This is a genomic window from Streptomyces hydrogenans, assembly GCF_014656075.1.
GTDB lineage: Bacteria > Actinomycetota > Actinomycetes > Streptomycetales > Streptomycetaceae > Streptomyces > Streptomyces hydrogenans.
Map to the genome: position 1 here is coordinate 24077 of NZ_BNBS01000007.1, position 17779 is coordinate 41855.

Sequence of the window (17779 nt, forward strand, 5' to 3'; positions counted from 1 at the left end):
CGGGACGAGCCGTCAGGAGGGGTCGTACTCCTGCATCTCCTCGCGGACGCGCTCCTGCACCTCGGGGGTGACCAGCTGGAGGAGGTCCGACTGGGGCTCCGGGAGCTGCTGGAGGCCGTACGCCTCCGCCACCAGCTGGTCCAGCTCGAACGGGGTCGGGAAGCGCCCGTACTCCTGCACGAAGCCGTACGTCATCTTGTAGGCGATCTCCCGGAACTCCTCCATCTGCGGGTCCGGCTCCTGGCTGGGGTCGGGCTGCTGGAGCACGCCGAACAGCTCGGGACCCGACTGCTCGGGCTCCACCGGGTGGGCGTCCCCGGGGATGGCCTCCGCGGCGTTCTCCTCCGCCTGCGCGGTGTACGTGCCGCCGTACCCGTCCGGGGCGAGGTGCGGGGTGTCGAACCAGGGGCTCTCGTGGTTCGGCTGGGCCTGCTGGGGGACGGGGGCCGGGTCCTGGGGGGCCTGAGCGGGCTGAGGGGCCTGCGCGGTCTGTGGGGCCTGAGAGGGCTCCTGGGCCTGCGCTTGGGCCTGCGCCTGGGCCGGCGGGGCCGGGGCGGGCTCCTGGGCCTGTTCCTGGGGCTGTGCCTGGGCCTGTGCCTGGACCAGCTCCTGCGTCTGGGCCGGGACCTGGGGGGCGACCGCGTGCGGGGCCGGGCCGGACACCAGGGCCGGGTTCCTGAGCGGGGTCACGACCGGGACCGGGACCGGGTTCGGCGGGAGCAGCACCGGGTCGATGCCCGCCGCCGCCAGGCCCGCCGGGGCCGTCTCCGCGAGCGGGACGCCGTACCGGGCGAGACGGAGCGGCATCAGCGCCTCCACGGGGGCCTTGCGCCGCCAGCCGCGCCCGAAGCGGGCCTGGAGCCGGGCCTGGTAGATCAGCCGCTCCTGCTCCAGCTTGATCACCTGGTCGTACGAGCGCAGCTCCCACAGCTTCATCCGTCGCCACAGCCGGAACGTCGGCACCGGCGACAGCAGCCAGCGGGTCAGCCGCACGCCCTCCATGTGCTTGTCCGCGGTGATGTCCGCGATCCGGCCCACCGCGTGCCGCGCCGCCTCGACCGCCACCACGAACAGCACCGGGATGACCGCGTGCATGCCCACGCCCAGCGGGTCCGGCCACGCGGCCGCGCCGTTGAACGCGATGGTCGCCGCCGTCAGGATCCACGCCGTCTGCCGCAGCAGCGGGAACGGGATCCGCAGCCACGTCAGCAGCAGGTCCAGTGCGAGCAGCACACAGATGCCCGCGTCGATGCCGATCGGGAAGAAGTACGAGAACGTACCGAAGCCCTTGTGTACGGCAAGCTCGCGCACGGCCGCGTACGAACCCGCGAAACCGATCCCCGCGATGATCACCGCGCCGCCGATGACGAGCCCGATGAGTATGCGGTGTGTGCGTGTCAGCTCCATCGCGGCCACCCGCGATCCCCTCCCGTGATTCGACGTCTCGCGGGCCCCAGAGTGGCACACGTGAGCGAAGCCCGGCCCCCTGGGGAGGGACGGGCTCCGCTCGGACATGCCTGTCTGTGTTGATTTGTGTCACTACCCGTGCGGTCGACGGGGGTTGGCCGGACCGCTCGACGGGTACGCCTACTTGTTCGCGGCGGCCACCGAGGCGACCGCTTCCTTCGCCGCCTTGGTCGCACCCTCGACGATCGTCTTCGCCCGCGGCACGGGCGCGCCCGCGTACCCGGCGCCGTTGTAGGACAGCAGCACCAGCACGTTGCCGGAGCGGGCCACGACCGAGGCGTAGGGGAAGTCCTCGCCGGTCTTGTTGACGGTGTAGGTGACGATCTTCGCCTCGTCGCCGACGCCGGCCACCGGCGCGGTGCTCAGCGTCTTCGCGCCCGCGGTGGCCTGGATCTTGCCGAGCTCCTTGGCGAAGTTCTCCTGGGCGCGCGCCTGGCCGCTGCCGAGGGACACCTCGGAGTCGTACCGGTAGAACGACACGTCGAGCCAGCGGTACTGCGAGCCCTTGACGCCCTTGTCGTCCAGGCCGTTCCAGGAGCAGCCGCTGCGGTGGGAGAGGTCCGTGGAGGCCGCCGCCGTGCCGTTCTCGTTCTTCGCCTTCGGCACCAGCGAGGCGGTGGTCTTCGCCGCGATCGCCTTGCACGCCGTGGGCAGCTTCGCGAACTTCGCCGGCTCGACCGTCGGCGTCGGGGAGGGGGTCGCCGACGCGGTCGCGCTCGCGGTCGCCTTCGCTCCGCCGGCCTCACCGGCCCCGTCCCCACCGCCGCTGCCCGAGTCCGAGGAGCAGCCGGCGACGACGAGCATCACCGGGACGGCTGCGGCGGCGAGAATGCGGGTGAGTCGCGGAGCTGATCGCTGCATGGTTCCTTCAGTCGCTTGTCGTACGGCCGGCGCCGGTCGGCGGCCCTGGCGGCCCTGGGTACGCCGACACGTTACGTGGTCCCCCTGCCGCCCGGGGGGTCGCGCGGGGCACCGGACGGCCGGCTACTCCTCCAGGCGGTCGGCCAGCAGGCGGGCCAGGTTCTGTGCTCTGTCCTGCAGTTCCTTGCTGTCCGGGGCCGCCGCCGCACCCGTCGTGCGCTGCCGGTACTCGACGGTCACGATGACGTTCGATGTGCGGAACACCACGCTCACGACCCGCTGCGTGCCGCTCCCGCCGGTCGTGCCGAGCGTGTCGCCGACGAAGGCGATGTCGCCGAGACCGCCCAGCAGCCGGGGCTCCAGGCCGGTCGTCGCCGGCGCGGAGGGGGTGCCGGTCGACGGGGCGCCGGTGCCGGGGGGCGTGGCGCCGCCGGAGGCGGTGGGCGAGGACGGGGCGCCGGTGGGGGTGGCGGCGCCCGTCGCCGAGACCTTGGTGGCGCCGGACGCCGTGGCCGCGGTGGTCGGGGCGGTGGGCGTGGGCGCCGGGGTCTCCGGTACGGCGATCCCGGCCGCGAGCTGCTTGCGGGTGTAGACCTCCTGCGCCCGCGCGGCGTCGCTCACCGTCGGGTCGTAGGAGACCACCCGCTCCACGTCGAGCACCAGGCGGTGGGTGCCGTTCCCGCTGTCCGCGGTCCACGCGCAGCCGACGCGCCGGTCGGTGTCGTAGGTGACGGCGGCCGTGCCGCGGAGCACCGCGGCCCGTTCGACGTCGGTCAGGGCGGCGGTCCCGGGCAGCAGGTCGCGCAGGGTGGCCTGGGGGACGGCGCCGCACGGCTCGAAGAGGGTGCGGTAGCGGCCGGGCGGTGCGACGGGCGCGGCCGCGGCGCCCGCCTTCGCGTCGACGGTGACGTCCTCGGCGGTGTCGGCCGCGGAGCAACCGGTCAGCGCGCCGGCCACGACGGCGAGACCGGCACCGAGGCCGAGGAGGGTGCCGGGGACGCGGCCGGGTGAGTACCTCTTTCGCTGCACCGTCCCAGGCTCCCTTCTCCCGAAAGTCTTTCCCGAAAACCGTTTGCCGCCCCGTGACGGCGGATGGACACAATGTCTATCGCACACGCAGCCGTTGATGCCGGTCCGCCGTCACCTGTACGGGCTTTGGCTCCGGTTTTTGCGTTATCAGACTTTTCGGGGGAATCGAGGAAGTATGTCGTACGTAGAGGTACCGGGTGCGCAGGTGCCCATCCGGATGTGGACCGATCCTTCCACGGTCGAGGGCGGCGCGATGCAGCAGCTCCGGAACGTGGCGACGCTGCCGTGGATCAAGGGCCTCGCGGTCATGCCGGACGTGCACTACGGCAAGGGCGCGACGGTCGGTTCGGTGATCGCCATGAAGGACGCGGTCTGCCCGGCGGCGGTCGGCGTCGACATCGGCTGCGGCATGTCCGCGGTGAAGACCTCCCTGACGGCGAACGACCTGCCGGCCGATCTCTCCCGCCTCCGCTCGAAGATCGAGCAGGTGATCCCGGTGGGTCGCGGCATGCACCGCGAGGAGGTCGAGCCGAAGCGGCTCTACCAGTTCCCGACAGCCGGGTGGGACGACTTCTGGTCGCGCTTCGACGGGGTCGCGGACGCGGTGAAGTTCCGGCGGGACCGGGCGACGCTGCAGATGGGAACGCTCGGCGGGGGCAACCACTTCGTGGAGGTCTGCGTCGACACGACGGGCGCGGTGTGGCTGATGCTGCACTCCGGCTCCCGGAACATCGGCAAGGAGCTCGCCGAGCACCACATCGGCGTGGCGCAGAAGCTGCCGCACAACCAGGGGCTGGTCGACCGGGACCTCGCGGTCTTCGTCGCCCAGACCCCGCAGATGGCGGCCTACCGGCACGACCTCTTCTGGGCGCAGGAGTACGCGAAGTACAACCGCGCGATCATGATGGCGCTCTTCCAGGAGGTCGTCCGCGGGGAGTTCCGGAAGGCGAAGGTGACCTTCGAGCCGGTGATCTCCTGCCACCACAACTACGTGGCGGAGGAGCGGTACGACGGGATGGACCTGCTCGTGACCCGCAAGGGCGCGATCCGGGCCGGCTCCGGTGAGTTCGGCATCATCCCGGGCTCGATGGGCACCGGCTCGTACATCGTGAAGGGCCTCGGGAACGCGGCCTCGTTCAACTCGGCCTCGCACGGCGCCGGCCGGAAGATGAGCCGTACCGCTGCGAAGAAGCGCTTCTCGACGCGGGACCTCGAGGAGCAGACGAAGGGCGTGGAGTGCCGGAAGGACTCCGGCGTCGTGGACGAGATCCCGGGCGCGTACAAGCCGATCGAGAAGGTGATCGAGCAGCAGACGGACCTGGTGGAGGTCGTCGCCAAGCTCAAGCAGGTCGTGTGCGTGAAGGGCTGAGGGGCCCGGGCGGGTGTGCCCGGACGGGTCCGGGCGGGTGTCCGGACGGGGAGGGGTCGGTGCGGTGAGCACCGGCCCCTCCTCGCGTCGCGCGTCCGCGGGGCTACGGCTCGCGGTGGAGCTTGGTGTTGGACGCCTGGGCCCGGGGGCGGACGACCAGGAGGTCGATGTTGACGTGCGGGGGGCGGGTGCAGGCCCAGGTGATGGTGTCGGCGACGTCGTCGGCGGTGAGGGGGGCGGCCACGCCGTCGTAGACCTTGGCGGCGCGTTCGGTGTCGCCGCCGAAGCGGGTGGTGGCGAACTCCTCGGTCTTGACCAGGCCGGGGGCGATCTCGATGACGCGGACCGGGGTGCCGACGATCTCCAGGCGGAGGGTCTCGGCGATGACGCGGGCGCCGTTCTTGGCGGCGACGTAGCCGGCGCCGCCCTCGTAGGTGGCGTGGCCCGCGGTGGAGGAGAGGACGACGACGGTGCCGTCGCCGCTCGCGGTGAGCGCGGGCAGCAGCGCCTGGGTCATGTGGAGGGTGCCGAGGACGTTGACGTCGTACATGCGGCGCCAGTCCTCGGGGTCACCGGTGGCGACGGGGTCGAGGCCGAGGGCGCCGCCGGCGTTGTTGACGAGGACGGCGAGGGAGCGGAAGGCGGTGGCGAACTCGTCGACGGCGGCGCGGTCCGTGACGTCGAGGGCGTACGCGGTGGCCTGGTGCCCGGCCTCGGTGATCTCGGCGGCCAGCGCCTCGATGCGGTCCTTGCGGCGGGCGGTGAGGACCACGCGGTAGCCGGCGGCGGCCAGCTGCCGGGCCGTGGCGGCGCCGATGCCGCTGCTCGCTCCGGTGATGACGGCGATGGGGGCGGACATGGCGGAGGCTCCTCGCACAGGTGGTCGGTCGGTGTGGTGGCCAGGATAGGCGGCGGGTCAGCGGCCGCGCGGGGCGTACATGATCACGGCCATGCCGGCGAGGCAGACGAGGGCGCCGATGACGTCCCAGCGGTCGGGCCGGTAGCCGTCGGCGACCATGCCCCAGACGAGGGAGCCGGCGACGAAGACGCCTCCGTAGGCAGCGAGGATGCGGCCGAACTCGGCGTCGGGCTGGAGGGTGGCGACGAAGCCGTAGAGGCCGAGGGCGAGGACGCCGCCCCCGATCCAGATCCAGCCGCGGTGCTCGCGCACGCCCTGCCAGACGAGCCAGGCCCCGCCGATCTCGAAGAGCGCGGCGACGACGAAGAGGGCGACGGAGCGGGCGATCTGCATGGCAGCAGGGTGTCATGGGGACACGCGGACTGAAGGATTGTCAGAAGATGGGATGATCTCTGGGTATTTTCTGCCTATGCGTGCGATGTCTGTGATGTCGAAGGGTGTGCTCGGGGCCGTGCTCACGGTGCTCGTGGTGCTGGGTGCCGGGACGACCGCCGGGGCGGTCGGTGAGACGGGCGGCGGGACGGCCGGGGACGCGGTCGGTGAGGCGGCCGGCCAGGTGGCCGGTCTCGTGGCCGGTGAGGTGGTGGGGGCCGCCGAGGCGGATCTGGCCCACCACGGTCATGTCTCCCTCTGGGACGGGCGGGTCGGGGTGTGGCTGGTGACGGAGAACCACGGCCCCTCCGACGTCGTCGACGCCACCGTCCGACTGGCCTTCTCCGCTCCCATGGCGGGCGGCCAGGAGCTGCCGCCGGGCTGCCTGTGGAGCAGCTCCCGGGTGGTGTCCTGCCGGACGGGCGCGCTGCCCGACGGCGGGGCGGCGGGCGAGCTGGCGCTGGACCTGAGGGCGGTGGGCCGGCCGCAGGAGCTGACGGTGGACGTGAGCACGGCCTGGCGGTCCGGCGGGGTCGACCGGAACTCCGTCAACGACCGGCACCGGGTGCTGGTGCTCGCCACCGGGGACCCGTACGTCTTCTGACGGGGCCGGGTCGGTCACCGGGCGCTCCAGAGCACGTACCCGTCGGGGCGGACCAGGGCCGTGGTGCGGCGGGCGGGGTCCGTCCAGGTGGCCCGGACGACGCGGGCGGCGGTGGTCGGGGCGAAGGGCGGCAGGGCCTGCGTGGCGCCCTCGGGGGCGATGAGCACGAACTCGCCCGCGCGGAGCAGTTCGTGGAGCCGGCCCTCGCGGAGCGGTACGTCGGGGGCGCGGCGGCCGGAGGCGCGGCCGCCGCCGGGGGTGGGGGCGTAGGCGATGCCGAGGCCGCTGATCATGCCGAGGGCCTTGGCGGACGCGGGGCGCAGCGCGCCGAGGGCGGTGGCGGCGACGGCGCGCAGGGCGCGGGTGAGGGGGGTGTGGGCCATGGCCAGGCGGACGAGGGCGCCGCTGCTGCGCAGGACCATCGCGCCGACGGGGTGCCGCTCGCTCTGGTAGCTGTCGAGGAGGGCCTCGGGGTCGGGGGCCTCGCCGCGGAGGACGGCGGCGAGCTTCCAGGAGAGGTTGGCGGCGTCCTGGAGTCCGGTGTTCATGCCCTGGCCGCCGGCGGGGGAGTGGACGTGGGCGGCGTCGCCGGCGAGGAAGACGCGGCCGACGCGATAGGCGGGGACCTGTCGCTCGTCGCTGTGGAAGCGGGAGATCCAGCGGGCGTCGTGCATGCCGTGGTCGGTGCCGAGGGCGCGGCGGGCGAGGTCACGGACCTCGTCGAGGTCGACGGGTTCGCTGTCGGGGACCTGGCGGGTGCGGTCCCAGCCCATGACGCGGTACCAGCCGTCGCCGAAGGGGGCGATGAAGACGAAGGTGTCGCCGGAGCCGTTGACGGTGAGGGATTCGGCGGGCTCGTCGGTGAGCCGGACGTCGGCGAGGACGATCGAGCGGATGACGCTGGTGCCGGGGAAGGGCAGGTCCAGGGCGGCGCGGACGGTGCTGCGGTGGCCGTCGGTGCCCACGAGGTGGCGGGCGCGGAGGGTGAGCGGGGCGTCTCCGGGGCCGGTGAGCTCGGCGGTGACGCCGTCGGCGTCCTGGTGGAGGGCGTGCAGGGCGGTGTCGTGGCGGAAGGTGACGCCGTTGTCGGCCGCGCGCCGTTCGAGCAGGCGCTCCACCTCGTACTGCGGGGTGATCAGGAGGTGGTCGAAGCGGGAGGGGAGCCGGCCGAGGTCGAGGGAGAGGCGGCCGAAGAGCCGCATCCGGGTGAGCGGGGTCCCGGTGGCCTCCAGGGCGTCGGCGAGCCCGCGGGTGTCGAGCAGCTCCAGGGTGCGGGCGTGCACGCCGAAGGCGCGGGTGAGGTTGGAGTGGCCGGCGGGGCGGCGCTCGACGAGGGTGACGTCGAGGCCGGCGGCGGCGAGGTCGCCGGCGAGCAGGAGCCCGGTGGGGCCGGCGCCGATGACGACGACGTCGGTGTCGAAGGGGGTGGCGGCGGTGCTGTCGCCCTGGTGGGAGTCGGTGGTGCGCATGGCTGCCTCCGATCGGTCAACGCTTGTTGGCCTACGCTTGTTGGCAACCATAGGGTCACCCCGCGTGACGTGTCAACACCCGTTGGCCTACAGTTGTGGGCATGACGACCGCACGCCGCTCCGACACCACCCGGGCCGCGATCCTGGAGGCCGCACGCGAGCGCTTCGCCGCCGACGGGTACGAGCGCGCCACGATCCGGGCCATCGCCCGCGACGCCGGGATCGACCCCTCGATGGTCATGCGCTACTACGGCAACAAGGAGGGGCTGTTCGCCGCCGCCTCCGAGATCGACCTGGCCCTGCCCACCCTGGGCGCCCTGCCCTCGAAACACATCGGGGCCGTGCTCGTGAACCACTTCCTCGACCGCTGGGAGCGCGACGACGTGCTCACCGGCCTGCTCAGGGTCGGCGTCACCAACGAGGCCGGGGCCGCCCGCATGCAGGCGATCTTCGGGGCACAGCTCGGCCCCGTCACCCTCGGCGTCTGCCCCAGACCCGAGGAGGCCCCGGCCCGGGCCGCGCTCGTCGCGTCCCAGATCCTCGGCATGGCCCTCGCCCGCTACGTGCTCCGTCTGCCGCCGGCCGTCGAGATGAGCCGCGACGAGGTGGTCGCCTGGCTGGCCCCGACCGTGCAGCGCTATCTGACCGCCGAGACGCCCTGACGGGAGGGGGCGGTCCGGGCCCCGACGGCGCCGCGGGGCGCCCGCGACGGGCTCGCCGAGAGCCGTCCCGGACGGGCCGGACCGCTACGAGGCGGCGGCGCCGAACTCGCGTACCGCCTCGTCGACGATCGCTTCCAGACGGGCGTGGTGCGCGCCCCGCCAGTAGACCCGCTCGCACTCCTCGCACCGCGCGAAGACGTCGTACGTCTTCTCCGTGCCCCGCTCCAGCCGCTCGCGCACCTCGTCCTTGCCGGTGTCCGTGAGGAGGCCGTTGCAGGCGGTGCAGCGGGTCCAGGGCGCCAGCCGCGGCGCGAACCGCTCCAGGATGTCGCGGAGCTGGTCGTCGGGCCGGTCGCTGTACACGTACGCCCCGGCCCACAGCTCGCGGCGGCGCAGCAGCCCGCGGTCGCGGGAGAGCATGACCCGCCGCTCCCGGGCGGAGAGCGCGGCGAGCGCCGGGTCGCCGATGTCCTCGTTCTCGTACGCGGCGTCGACGCCCAGCAGCCTCAGCCGCCGGGCCAGGGTGCCCAGGTGCACGTCGAGCAGGAACCGGAGGGGCGCGCCCGGCACGGGCTGGGGACGGGCGACGTCCTCGACCTCGACGGTCTCGCCGGCCGACGGCACGTGCGCGGGCGCCACCGGACGGCCGTCGACCAGGAGCCGGCCGGCCTCGGTGAGCGGCACGCCGAGGGACTCGACGACATGCCCCAGCGAGGACACGCCGTCGGTGGCCACGGCCGTGCGGCCCGAGCGCCGCTCGGCGGCGACGAAGACGGCGAGGCCGGGGGCGAAACTGATCTGGATCTCCGGTCCGTTCACGGGGACAGGATCGCATCGGGCCCTGACGGCGGGCCAGGCATTTCCCCACCCCACCCGGCGCGGTGCGGTCGTCGGTGTCCGGGTGGCGGGGCCGGCCGTCGGTGGCTGGGCGACGGGAAACGATCGCCGGTGTCCGTGCGATGGGGCCGAACGCCGGTGTCCGCGTCAGGCGGGCCGAACGCCGGGTCCGCGTCGTGCGGGCCGACCGTCGGTGTCGGCGCGGTGGGGGCCGGCCGCTGCTGTCCGCGTCGTCCGGGCCGACCGGCGGGGTCCACCGCGGGGCTGGGTTACCGTCCCCGCATGAAGATCATCGACCTTGAGCCCGGTGACCCCCGTCTGGAGAGCGATCTCCTGCCGGTCCTCGTCGAGCTGCGCCCGCACCTCACCCCCGACCTCTTCCGGGACGTGTACGCGCGCGGCCACGCGCAGGGCCTGCGCTTCACGGCCGCCTACGGGGACGACGGGCGCTGTGCCGGCGTGGCCGGCTGGCGGCTCGTTTACAACACCAGCTCGCTCAGCAAGCTGTACGTCGACGACCTGGTGACCGCCTCCGCCGTCCGCTCCACCGGCGTCGGCCACGCGCTCATCGCCCACCTGGAGGGCCACGCCCGCGCGGCCGGCTGCCACGAGCTCAACCTCGACTCCGGCACCCACCGCACCGGCGCCCACCGCTTCTACCTGCGCGAGCGCTTCGACATCGCGGCCTTCCACTTCGTCCGGCCGCTCACCGATCCGCGGTAGCCCACAGGTCGAGCCGCCAGTCGTTGCAGCGCATCGGGCGGCCCGGCGGGTACTCGAAGTCCTCTTCCCCGAGCAGTTCGAAGCCGGCCTTGCGGCACACCGCGTTCGACGCGGCGTTCTCGACCGAGGGGAAGGCGTGCAGGTGGCGGTGGAGGCCCGCGGCCCGGGCCCGCTCCGCCACCGCGCGCGTGGCCAGGGTCGCGACGCCGCGGCCCTGGAAGCCCGGCAGGACCGCCCAGCCCGTCTCGTACACCGGCTCGTCGTGCCACGTGGACGTCCAGAAGCCGATGCTGCCCGCGACCCGCTCGTCGGGCAGCAGCACGACCCGGAACATCCGGCCCGCGGCCGCGGTGTCGGCGCTCAGGTCGACGTACCGCCGGTGGCGGCGGGCCAGCTGCTCCTCGGTCTCGGGGCCGCCCAGGTGTCCCATCAGCTCCGGCGCGTTCAGCGCGCGCAGCAGTTCCGCGTCCCCCTCGGACCAGGCTTCGAGGCGGACGGACGTCGGGCCGGTCCCACGGGGCTGCTCGCTCATGCGCGCACCGTACGTCACGGCACCGACAGCCCCCGGGCGTACGCGGTCGGGGAGAGGCCGACGGTGGCGGTGAAGTCCCGGACGAGATGGGCCTGGTCGCTGTAGCCGAGTTCGGCCGCGAGACCGGCCCAGTCCGGTGCGGCGTGCGCCTCGGCCCGCTCCAGGGCCTCGTGCAGGCGGTAGCGGAGGATGACCCACTTCGGGCCGACGCCGACGTGCGAGGCGAACAGCCGCTGGAGCGAGCGGGCCGACAGCCCGGACAGTCGCGCGAGCCGGGCCACCCGGCGGACCGTCCGGTCGGAGCGGACCAGTTCCACCAGCTCCATCGCCTGCTCGGCGGCGGGGTCGGGGACGGGGCCGCGGGCCAGGAGGAAGGCGTCGAGCGCCGCCACGCGCGCGTGGTCGTCGTCGGGGGAGAGGACGGCCGACAGGACCGCCTCGTCGGTGCCCCGGACGCCGGGAAGCGCCGCCGTGTCCGGGAACGCCTCGTGCAGCGGGACCCGCCGGCCCGTCCAGGCCGAGACCGGCCGCGCGGCGGCGAAGGGCCGGAAGCCGCCCGGCCGGAACTGCGCCCCGCAGACCCGGCCCTCGCCGTCGAGGCGCTGGGTGAAGAGGCCGAGCCCGATCCCGGACACCTCGGCCTCCGGGCGGGCGGGACCGCCGAGCGGTCCGTAACGCTGGAAGACGACGTTCACCGACGGGTGCGGGACGACATGGGTCGGGTACGGCTCCGGCAGCGCCCAGTCGATCAGCCAGTAGTGCTCCAGGTACGGACGCAGCTCCGGCGCCGGGACGTGCCGGCGGAAGCGGACGCGGGAGAACAGTTCGGCGGGGGCGACGATGCCCCGGGTGTCCCGGCGCGGGGCGGGGTCGGCCATGGTCCCGATCCTAGGCGCGGGGGTCCGGGACCGGCCCGACGAGCTGTGGCCCGTGCTGCCCCTAGGGGTCGGAGTCCGGGGCAGGTCGGGGACGTGGCGCGTTTCTTCAAGACCGCGGCGGGGAGTTCTCCTAGCGTCGGGGCCATGACGTACGACGACACGCACTCCGGCACCGACGGCACTCGCACCCGCGTCGACGGGCCGCACCTTGACTTCGAGAACAGTGAAGCGCGCGTGAGCGATCTGCTCCGCGCGGCGGCCGAGCGGGCCGTGCCCCTGGTCGAGGGCACGGCGGACGACTCGCTCGGCATGCCCACGCCCTGCGCGGAGTACGACGTCCGCGCCCTGCTGAACCACCTGTACGCGGTCGTCGTGAACTTCCAGGCGCTGGCGGCGAAGGAGTCGGCCGACTTCTCCGAGATCCCGGACCGGACGGCGGCGCCCGGTTGGCGGGAGGGCTTCGCGGTGGAGACCGGGAGGCTGGTCGAGGCGTGGGCGGCGCCGGGGGCCGAGGAGGGGACCTCGGGGGCGATGGGGCTGCCGGCCAGGACGGTCGGGGCGATGGTGCTGCTCGACCTCACCGTGCACGCGTGGGACCTGGCACGGGCGACCGGGCGGGAGTTCGAGCCCGCGCCGGAGGTGGTGGCGGGGCTGACGGACGAGGTGGAGCGGATGGCGCCGATGGCCCGGAAGATGAACGTGTTCGGGGACGCCGTCGACCTGCCGGACGGCGCGACGGCTTTCGAGCGGCTGCTGGCGACGACCGGCCGCGACCCGCGGGCCCGGCCCGCGGCCTGAGGCGCCCGGGCGGTCCGGCGGGACCGGCCGTCAGCGCAGACGGCCGGCGGAGGTGAGCGAGAGCCGGGAGACGACCTGGCCGAAGGCCAGCTCCTCCGCCGGGGTCAGCGGCACCGACTCCTGCGGGTGCCAGACCCGGTCCATCGGCGTCAGGGAGCGGATCCGGCGGGCGCGGGCGCGCAGGCCCGCCGCCAGCCACGCACCCGTCGCGACCGCGAGCACGGCGAAGAGGGTGAGGACACGGGGGTCGGAGAACTGGCCGGGCACGGACATGACGTTCACTCCAGGGCGAAAGGGCCGGCGCGCGGCGCACGCACCGGCAGGGGGCGTGCGGGCACGGCGGCGCAGACGATTCCTACTGCTTCCTCCCGACCCGTTCAGTTAACACCACCATGGGGGACTTTCGGCAGGGGGGGGCCGGGACCAAGGTCCCGGGCCCGCGCAGGGGGCGGGAGGCGGGAGGGACGCGGGAGGGGGCGACCCGGGGAGGCCCTCTTGTGCCGGACGGGGAACCGTTCGAAGGTGGCGGCGGAGGCAGATTCCGGCCGGGGAGGGAGCAGCCGCATGTCCGGAACGGGTGCGTACGGATGGGGTTTCACGGACGACAGAGGGGTGGAGGCGGGAGCGCCGGCGAGACCGGCGCGGGTGGTCGCCTACGTACGGGCCGGGGCCGCCCTGCTCGATCTGGGGGTGACGCCGGTGGCGGTGTACGGCTCCGGGCACGACGGGGTGGAGCCGGATCCGGCGAAGGACGGCGGGCTGGCGGCGGCGGGGGTGCCGTACCTCGGGCCGGGGCGGGCGCTGGACGAGGAGCGGCTGCGGGAGCTGCGGCCGGAGCTGGTGGTGGACGTCACGTACGACGGGAAGAGCCCGTACGCCGTGGACGAGGAGCTCGTCACGGGGCTCGGGGTGCCGCTGGTGACCCTGTCCGTCGGCAACGACCTGAGCCTGCCGGTGATCATCGGCCGCTTCGGGGAGCTGGGGGCGGCGCTCGGGGCACCGGACGGCGGGACGGGAGCGGGGGCGCCCGCGGGGGTGCCTGCCGAGGCGGAGGAGGCGGTGCGCGCGGCGGCCGCCGGCGCGGGGGCCGGGTGCGGGGTGCTGGCGCTCTCCGGGGGCGGCGCCGAGCAGGTGTACCTGGCGCGCCCCGGGGCCTGGCCGGAGCTGGCGCGCCTGGCCGAGCTGGGGGTGCGGCTGCTCGACCCGGGGCCGGGGCCCGGCGCGAACTGGCTGACGACCGGCTGGGAGGGGGCCCTTGACCTCGCCCCGGCGCTGGTCCTCTACGACAGCCGGGCCCACGCGAGCCGGCCCGAGGGCCCCGAGCGGCTGCCGGCCGGGGCGCGGCTGGTGCCGTGGAACCCCGAGATCCCGCCGAGCCCGGCCGCCTACGCCCGCTTCTTCCACGCCCTGGCCGAGGCCCTGGGCGACTGAACACGCGCCCCGGTCGGCGGCCGGCGATCGGCGGATCCCGGCTGTCGGCCGACGGCCCCGGCCTGGCGTTCCCGGCTGTCGGCCGACGGCCCCGACACGTCGCTTCCCGGCTTCCGGCTTCCGGCTACCGGTTGTCTCGCCCGGCTCCCCGACTCCCGGTACTCGGCTTTCCGCCTCCCGACCACCGGATCCCGACCACCGCCTCCCGACCACCGGATCCCGGCCGTCGCAGCCCCCGCCCCTCCCGAGGGCGGTGTCAGACCGGGAGGTGGGAGCGGAGGGAGGTGGCGAATTCCTCGGCTCGGGCGAGTTGGAGGCGGAGGTCGGCGACGCGGGCGGCGGCGGCCTGCTCGTAGCGGCGGACTCGGGTGTGCAGCAGTTCGCGTTCGGCCGGGTCGAGTTCGCCGTCCGTGCCGGGGAGGTCGGCGGCGAGGCGGTCGACCGAGGTGAGGAGCTCGCGGGTCTCGTCGAGGCCGAAGCCGAGCGGCTGCATGCGGCGGACCACCATCAGGCGGGCCACGTCGGCGTCCGTGTAGAGGGGGAAACCGCCCGGCGAGGCGGCCGAGGGGACGACGAGGCCGCAGTCCTCGTACTGCCGGATGGTGCGCAGGGGGAGTTCGGTGCGGGCGGCGACCTCGGAGATCTGCATGGGTTCTCCGCCGGCGGCGCGGGCTCCGGGCATGCGGGGCGCGGACGTTCGTACTCCGGTCACGACAGGGTCCTCCTCGGTGCGGCGGCGGACGGCGCCTCTGTGAACCTAGCTCCGTGCATTACATCCGATTCGTCCTAATTTCATGCGCTATGACGGTCGGAAACGCGGAGAGAGCCAGCCGTCAGGGCCAGACCAGGCAGTACGGCTGGTGGCCGGCCTCGTGGAGGCGGACGGAGAAGTCCTGCCACTCGTGGAGCAGCTGATAGACGTCGAAGGCGTCGCGCGGGCCGCCGCGGTCGGGGACCGTGGACCAGATGAAGGCGGCGGCGCCGACCGACTCCTCGCCGATCGCGCGCAGCGGGTCGACCACGGTCGTGGGGAGCTTCACCACGGCGTAGTCGGGGTGCAGGACGACCAGTTCCAGCGGGGGGACCTTGTGGAGAGGCAGGCCCTGGATGCCGGTGAGGACCATCGCCGCTATCGTCTCGGGCTTGATCTTGGAGAACATGCCGCCCATGCCCAGCTCGTCTCCGCCGAGCTCCTCCGGGCGCATCGAGATCGGGACGCGGGCCGCCGTGGCGCCGTCGGGCGCGCCGAAGTACTTGTACGTCACCGCCAAGCTGCGGCTCCCGAGGGGTGGGTCGGTCGGGGACTGTTCCGGGGACGCGCGATTGTCCGGCGCGGTCGGGTCCTCGGCCCGCCGCCGCCGGTGCCTCCCCCGCCGGACAGGCTCAGGACCCAGGTCGTCCGTCCCCTCGCCCGGTCCGCCACCGCGATGCATATCTCCACCCGACTGCTTTTTCTCGGCAACACGACCCCGCCGCGCAACCCGATCATCGTGTCAGTGACCTCCCCCGCGTTCCTGCGGTGAAACACCTGTCCGCAAGAAACGCCGCGGCCTCTGACACCATGGATCGCGTGAGCCAACCCCATGAGGTCCCTGCCGCCACAGTTTCGCAGACGCGGAGGCAGGACGCCCCGGCGTGATGCACAGGGTGCCCACACCGTCCCTCCGTACCCGACGTCGTACTCGCAGGTCAGGATCACTGTGTCGTATTCATACGAAGCCCCAGTCTCACAGACGCTTTTCGACCGCGCTTCCCTTGTGACGCCCGGCGGCGTGAACTCACCGGTGCGGGCCTTCCGAGCCGTGGGCGGTACGCCCCGGTTCATGGTGTCCGGCACCGGTCCGTACCTCACGGATGCGGACGGTCGCGAGTACGTCGACCTCGTCTGCTCGTGGGGGCCGATGATTCTCGGCCACGCCCACCCCGAGGTGACCGCCGCCGTGCAGGCCGCGGTGGCCCGCGGCACCTCCTTCGGCACGCCCGGCGAGGGCGAGGTCGCGCTCGCCGAGGAGATCGTGGCCCGCGTGGAGCCGGTCGAGCAGGTGCGCCTGGTCTCCTCCGGCACCGAGGCGACGATGTCCGCGATCCGGCTCGCCCGCGGATTCACCGGACGCGCGAAGGTCGTCAAGTTCGCCGGCTGCTACCACGGGCACGTGGACGCGCTGCTGGCCGCCGCCGGCTCCGGCGTCGCCACCCTCGGCCTGCCCGACACGCCCGGCGTGACCGGCGCGCAGGCGGGCGACACCGTCGTGCTGCCGTACAACGACCTGGAGGCCGTGCGGGCCGCGTTCGCCGCGCACCCGGGCGAGATCGCCTGTGTGATCACCGAGGCGTCGCCGGGCAACATGGGCGTCGTGCCGCCGCTGCCGGGCTTCAACCAGGGGCTCGCGGACCTGTGCCGGGAGAACGGCGCGCTCTACATCTCCGACGAGGTCATGACCGGCTTCCGTACCAGCCGGGCCGGCTGGTACGGCGTGGACGGCGTCAAGGCCGACCTGCTGACCTTCGGCAAGGTCATGGGCGGCGGCTTCCCGGCCGCGGCCTTCGGCGGCCGCGCCGACGTCATGGCGCACCTCGCCCCGGCCGGCCCCGTCTACCAGGCGGGCACCCTCTCCGGAAACCCGATCGCCACCGCCGCCGGGCTCGCGCAGCTGCGGCTGCTCGACGGGGCCGCGTACGAGAAGGTGAACGCGGTCTCGAAGGAGATCCAGGGCCTGGTCACCGGCGCGCTCGCCAAGGAGGGCGTGGCGCACCGGCTGCAGACGGCGTCCAACATGTTCTCGGTCTTCTTCACCGCCGACGAGGTGCGGAACTACGACGAGGCGAAGCAGCAGGAAGCCTTCCGCTTCAACGCCTTCTTCCACTCGATGCTCGCGGACGGCGTCTACCTGCCGCCCTCGGCCTTCGAGTCGTGGTTCGTCTCGGCCGCCCACGACGAGCGCGCGATCGAGCGGATCGCCGCCGCGCTGCCCGCCGCCGCCCGCGCCGCCGCGGAGGCCACGGCATGAGCGACGACGCGCGGAACCCGGAGGACATCACCGTCGTCCACCTGATGCGCCACGGCGAGGTGCACAACCCGGACGGCGTGCTGTACGGGCGCCGGGCCGGTTACCACCTCTCCGAGCTGGGCCGGAAGATGGCCGACCGGGTGGCCGAGTCGCTGGCCGAGCGGGACGTCACCCACGTCGTCGCCTCCCCGCTGGAGCGGGCGCAGGAGACGGCCACCCCGATCGCGAAGACGCACGGCCTGGACCTGGCCACCGACGAGCGGCTGATCGAGGCGGCGAACGTCTTCGAGGGCAAGACCTTCGGCGTCGGCGACGGGGCGCTGCGGCGTCCGGCGAACTGGAAGCACCTCACCAACCCGTTCCAGCCGTCCTGGGGCGAGCCGTACATCGAGCAGGTCGTGCGGATGATGGGCGCGCTGGACGCGGCGAAGGACGCGGCGCGCGGCCACGAGGCGGTGCTGGTCAGCCACCAGCTGCCGATCTGGATCGTGCGGTCCTTCGTGGAGCGGCGCCGGCTGTGGCACGACCCGCGGCGCCGGCAGTGCACGCTGGCCTCGCTGACCTCGTTCACGTACAAGGGCGACAAGATCGTCTCGGTCGGGTACAGCGAGCCGGCGATCGATCTGGTGCCGGTGCACCTGCGGGCCGGTGCCAAGCCGGTGAAGGGCAAGCAGAAGGCCTTCGGGGCGTAGCCCCCGGGAGCCCGCGCCCCCCGCGCGGGCTCCCGCCCCGGACCCGGGGCGGAGCGCGCTTGACGGGGCATCGTCAAAGCGACATGGTCAGGGCGGTCGGAGAGCGGTTCCTCTCCGGGCGCCCTGAA

The 17779-nt window shown here is 73.9% G+C and carries 20 protein-coding genes; 8 read left to right on the forward strand and 12 right to left on the reverse strand.

Going from position 1 to position 17779, the window contains the following annotated elements:
• Window positions 1-12: 12 nt before the first annotated feature.
• The 3 genes from IE321_RS05190 to IE321_RS05200 all read right to left on the reverse strand — a co-directional run bounded on the left by IE321_RS05190 (window position 13) and on the right by IE321_RS05200 (window position 3357).
• On the reverse strand, window positions 13-1416 hold the full coding sequence (locus tag IE321_RS05190; protein ID WP_190221931.1) for a DUF2637 domain-containing protein: 1404 nt from the start codon (window positions 1414-1416) through the stop codon (window positions 13-15).
• Window positions 1417-1587: 171 nt separating this feature from the next.
• Entirely contained in the window at window positions 1588-2328 is a 741-nt protein-coding gene (locus IE321_RS05195) for a hypothetical protein (RefSeq protein WP_043226860.1), read from the reverse strand.
• Window positions 2329-2451: 123 nt separating this feature from the next.
• Window positions 2452-3357, reverse strand: a complete 906-nt coding sequence (locus IE321_RS05200; protein ID WP_190221932.1) for a DUF3558 domain-containing protein — start codon at window positions 3355-3357, stop codon at window positions 2452-2454.
• Between the two features lie 175 nt (window positions 3358-3532).
• On the opposite strand from IE321_RS05200, the gene IE321_RS05205 reads away from it, so the two are divergent.
• Window positions 3533-4726 carry an RtcB family protein gene (locus tag IE321_RS05205; protein WP_190221933.1) on the forward strand — a complete coding sequence of 398 codons (1194 nt, stop codon included), beginning with the start codon at window positions 3533-3535 and terminating at the stop codon, window positions 4724-4726.
• Between the two features lie 103 nt (window positions 4727-4829).
• Here IE321_RS05205 and IE321_RS05210 read toward each other — a convergent pair whose 3' ends face one another.
• On the reverse strand, window positions 4830-5585 hold the full coding sequence (locus tag IE321_RS05210) for an SDR family NAD(P)-dependent oxidoreductase (RefSeq protein ID WP_190221934.1): 756 nt from the start codon (window positions 5583-5585) through the stop codon (window positions 4830-4832).
• Between the two features lie 57 nt (window positions 5586-5642).
• Complete coding sequence (locus IE321_RS05215) at window positions 5643-5978, reverse strand: YnfA family protein (RefSeq protein WP_043226864.1); 336 nt, start codon at window positions 5976-5978, stop codon at window positions 5643-5645.
• Window positions 5979-6054: 76 nt separating this feature from the next.
• On the opposite strand from IE321_RS05215, the gene IE321_RS05220 reads away from it, so the two are divergent.
• Complete coding sequence (locus tag IE321_RS05220; RefSeq protein WP_229916313.1) at window positions 6055-6621, forward strand: hypothetical protein; 567 nt, start codon at window positions 6055-6057, stop codon at window positions 6619-6621.
• A 14-nt stretch (window positions 6622-6635) separates the two neighbouring features.
• Here IE321_RS05220 and IE321_RS05225 read toward each other — a convergent pair whose 3' ends face one another.
• Window positions 6636-8090, reverse strand: coding sequence for an FAD-dependent oxidoreductase (locus tag IE321_RS05225; RefSeq protein WP_190221936.1), 1455 nt, complete (start codon window positions 8088-8090; stop codon window positions 6636-6638).
• Between the two features lie 101 nt (window positions 8091-8191).
• Between IE321_RS05225 and IE321_RS05230 the strand changes: the two genes are divergently transcribed.
• Window positions 8192-8752 (forward strand): TetR/AcrR family transcriptional regulator, encoded by a 561-nt coding sequence (locus tag IE321_RS05230; protein WP_190221937.1) that lies wholly within the window; start codon window positions 8192-8194, stop codon window positions 8750-8752.
• A gap of 84 nt (window positions 8753-8836) precedes the next feature.
• On the opposite strand, the gene IE321_RS05235 is transcribed toward IE321_RS05230, so the two are convergent.
• Window positions 8837-9571 (reverse strand): Mut7-C RNAse domain-containing protein, encoded by a 735-nt coding sequence (locus IE321_RS05235; protein ID WP_043226870.1) that lies wholly within the window; start codon window positions 9569-9571, stop codon window positions 8837-8839.
• Window positions 9572-9871: 300 nt separating this feature from the next.
• Here IE321_RS05235 and IE321_RS05240 point away from each other — a divergent pair, with 300 nt between their 5' ends.
• The gene (locus tag IE321_RS05240; RefSeq protein WP_190221938.1) at window positions 9872-10312 is read left to right on the forward strand and encodes a GNAT family N-acetyltransferase; all 441 of its coding nucleotides are present in this window, start codon (window positions 9872-9874) and stop codon (window positions 10310-10312) included.
• Here IE321_RS05240 and IE321_RS05245 read toward each other — a convergent pair.
• Together IE321_RS05245 and IE321_RS05250 are read right to left on the reverse strand one after the other, a co-directional pair.
• Window positions 10296-10844 (reverse strand): GNAT family N-acetyltransferase, encoded by a 549-nt coding sequence (locus IE321_RS05245; protein WP_190221939.1) that lies wholly within the window; start codon window positions 10842-10844, stop codon window positions 10296-10298. The genes IE321_RS05240 and IE321_RS05245 overlap by 17 nt on opposite strands.
• Window positions 10845-10858: 14 nt before the next feature.
• Window positions 10859-11722 (reverse strand): helix-turn-helix domain-containing protein, encoded by an 864-nt coding sequence (locus tag IE321_RS05250; RefSeq protein WP_043226874.1) that lies wholly within the window; start codon window positions 11720-11722, stop codon window positions 10859-10861.
• A 144-nt stretch (window positions 11723-11866) separates the two neighbouring features.
• On the opposite strand from IE321_RS05250, the gene IE321_RS05255 reads away from it, so the two are divergent.
• Window positions 11867-12520, forward strand: coding sequence for a TIGR03086 family metal-binding protein (locus IE321_RS05255; RefSeq protein ID WP_190221940.1), 654 nt, complete (start codon window positions 11867-11869; stop codon window positions 12518-12520).
• Between the two features lie 30 nt (window positions 12521-12550).
• Here IE321_RS05255 and IE321_RS05260 read toward each other — a convergent pair whose 3' ends face one another.
• A complete protein-coding gene (locus IE321_RS05260; protein WP_043226875.1) occupies window positions 12551-12793 on the reverse strand; it encodes a hypothetical protein in 243 nt (80 codons plus the stop codon).
• 291 nt (window positions 12794-13084) lie between these two features.
• Here IE321_RS05260 and IE321_RS05265 point away from each other — a divergent pair, with 291 nt between their 5' ends.
• Entirely contained in the window at window positions 13085-13951 is an 867-nt protein-coding gene (locus tag IE321_RS05265) for a substrate-binding domain-containing protein (RefSeq protein ID WP_190221941.1), read from the forward strand.
• A 256-nt stretch (window positions 13952-14207) separates the two neighbouring features.
• Here the strand turns inward: IE321_RS05265 and IE321_RS05270 are convergent, their stop codons facing one another.
• Both IE321_RS05270 and IE321_RS05275 read right to left on the reverse strand, forming a co-directional pair.
• Entirely contained in the window at window positions 14208-14600 is a 393-nt protein-coding gene (locus tag IE321_RS05270; RefSeq protein ID WP_190221996.1) for a MerR family transcriptional regulator, read from the reverse strand.
• Between the two features lie 184 nt (window positions 14601-14784).
• On the reverse strand, window positions 14785-15384 hold the full coding sequence (locus IE321_RS05275) for a hypothetical protein (RefSeq protein WP_079022226.1): 600 nt from the start codon (window positions 15382-15384) through the stop codon (window positions 14785-14787).
• Window positions 15385-15651: 267 nt separating this feature from the next.
• Here IE321_RS05275 and hemL point away from each other — a divergent pair, with 267 nt between their 5' ends.
• The gene (gene hemL / locus IE321_RS05280) at window positions 15652-16959 is read left to right on the forward strand and encodes a glutamate-1-semialdehyde 2,1-aminomutase (protein ID WP_079022227.1); all 1308 of its coding nucleotides are present in this window, start codon (window positions 15652-15654) and stop codon (window positions 16957-16959) included.
• On the forward strand, window positions 16956-17651 hold the full coding sequence (locus IE321_RS05285; protein ID WP_190221942.1) for a histidine phosphatase family protein: 696 nt from the start codon (window positions 16956-16958) through the stop codon (window positions 17649-17651). The genes hemL and IE321_RS05285 overlap by 4 nt, the downstream gene beginning before the upstream one ends.
• Window positions 17652-17779 lie beyond the last annotated feature (128 nt).

Excerpts from the sequence above, each read along its gene's own strand:
- IE321_RS05210 (WP_190221934.1), bottom strand. The coding sequence starts at position 5,585 with ATGTCCGCCCCCATCGCCGTCATCACCGGAGCGAGCAGCGGCATCGGC.
- IE321_RS05255 (WP_190221940.1), top strand. The coding sequence starts at position 11,867 with ATGACGTACGACGACACGCACTCCGGCACCGACGGCACTCGCACCCGC.
- IE321_RS05220 (WP_229916313.1), top strand. The coding sequence starts at position 6,055 with ATGCGTGCGATGTCTGTGATGTCGAAGGGTGTGCTCGGGGCCGTGCTC.
- IE321_RS05205 (WP_190221933.1), top strand. The coding sequence starts at position 3,533 with ATGTCGTACGTAGAGGTACCGGGTGCGCAGGTGCCCATCCGGATGTGG.
- IE321_RS05265 (WP_190221941.1), top strand. The coding sequence starts at position 13,085 with ATGTCCGGAACGGGTGCGTACGGATGGGGTTTCACGGACGACAGAGGG.
- IE321_RS05230 (WP_190221937.1), top strand. The coding sequence starts at position 8,192 with ATGACGACCGCACGCCGCTCCGACACCACCCGGGCCGCGATCCTGGAG.
- IE321_RS05270 (WP_190221996.1), bottom strand. The coding sequence starts at position 14,600 with ATGCAGATCTCCGAGGTCGCCGCCCGCACCGAACTCCCCCTGCGCACC.
- IE321_RS05285 (WP_190221942.1), top strand. The coding sequence starts at position 16,956 with ATGAGCGACGACGCGCGGAACCCGGAGGACATCACCGTCGTCCACCTG.
- IE321_RS05215 (WP_043226864.1), bottom strand. The coding sequence starts at position 5,978 with ATGCAGATCGCCCGCTCCGTCGCCCTCTTCGTCGTCGCCGCGCTCTTC.
- IE321_RS05275 (WP_079022226.1), bottom strand. The coding sequence starts at position 15,384 with ATGCATCGCGGTGGCGGACCGGGCGAGGGGACGGACGACCTGGGTCCT.
- IE321_RS05250 (WP_043226874.1), bottom strand. The coding sequence starts at position 11,722 with ATGGCCGACCCCGCCCCGCGCCGGGACACCCGGGGCATCGTCGCCCCC.
- IE321_RS05225 (WP_190221936.1), bottom strand. The coding sequence starts at position 8,090 with ATGCGCACCACCGACTCCCACCAGGGCGACAGCACCGCCGCCACCCCC.
- IE321_RS05195 (WP_043226860.1), bottom strand. The coding sequence starts at position 2,328 with ATGCAGCGATCAGCTCCGCGACTCACCCGCATTCTCGCCGCCGCAGCC.
- IE321_RS05240 (WP_190221938.1), top strand. The coding sequence starts at position 9,872 with ATGAAGATCATCGACCTTGAGCCCGGTGACCCCCGTCTGGAGAGCGAT.
- IE321_RS05260 (WP_043226875.1), bottom strand. The coding sequence starts at position 12,793 with ATGTCCGTGCCCGGCCAGTTCTCCGACCCCCGTGTCCTCACCCTCTTC.
- IE321_RS05245 (WP_190221939.1), bottom strand. The coding sequence starts at position 10,844 with ATGAGCGAGCAGCCCCGTGGGACCGGCCCGACGTCCGTCCGCCTCGAA.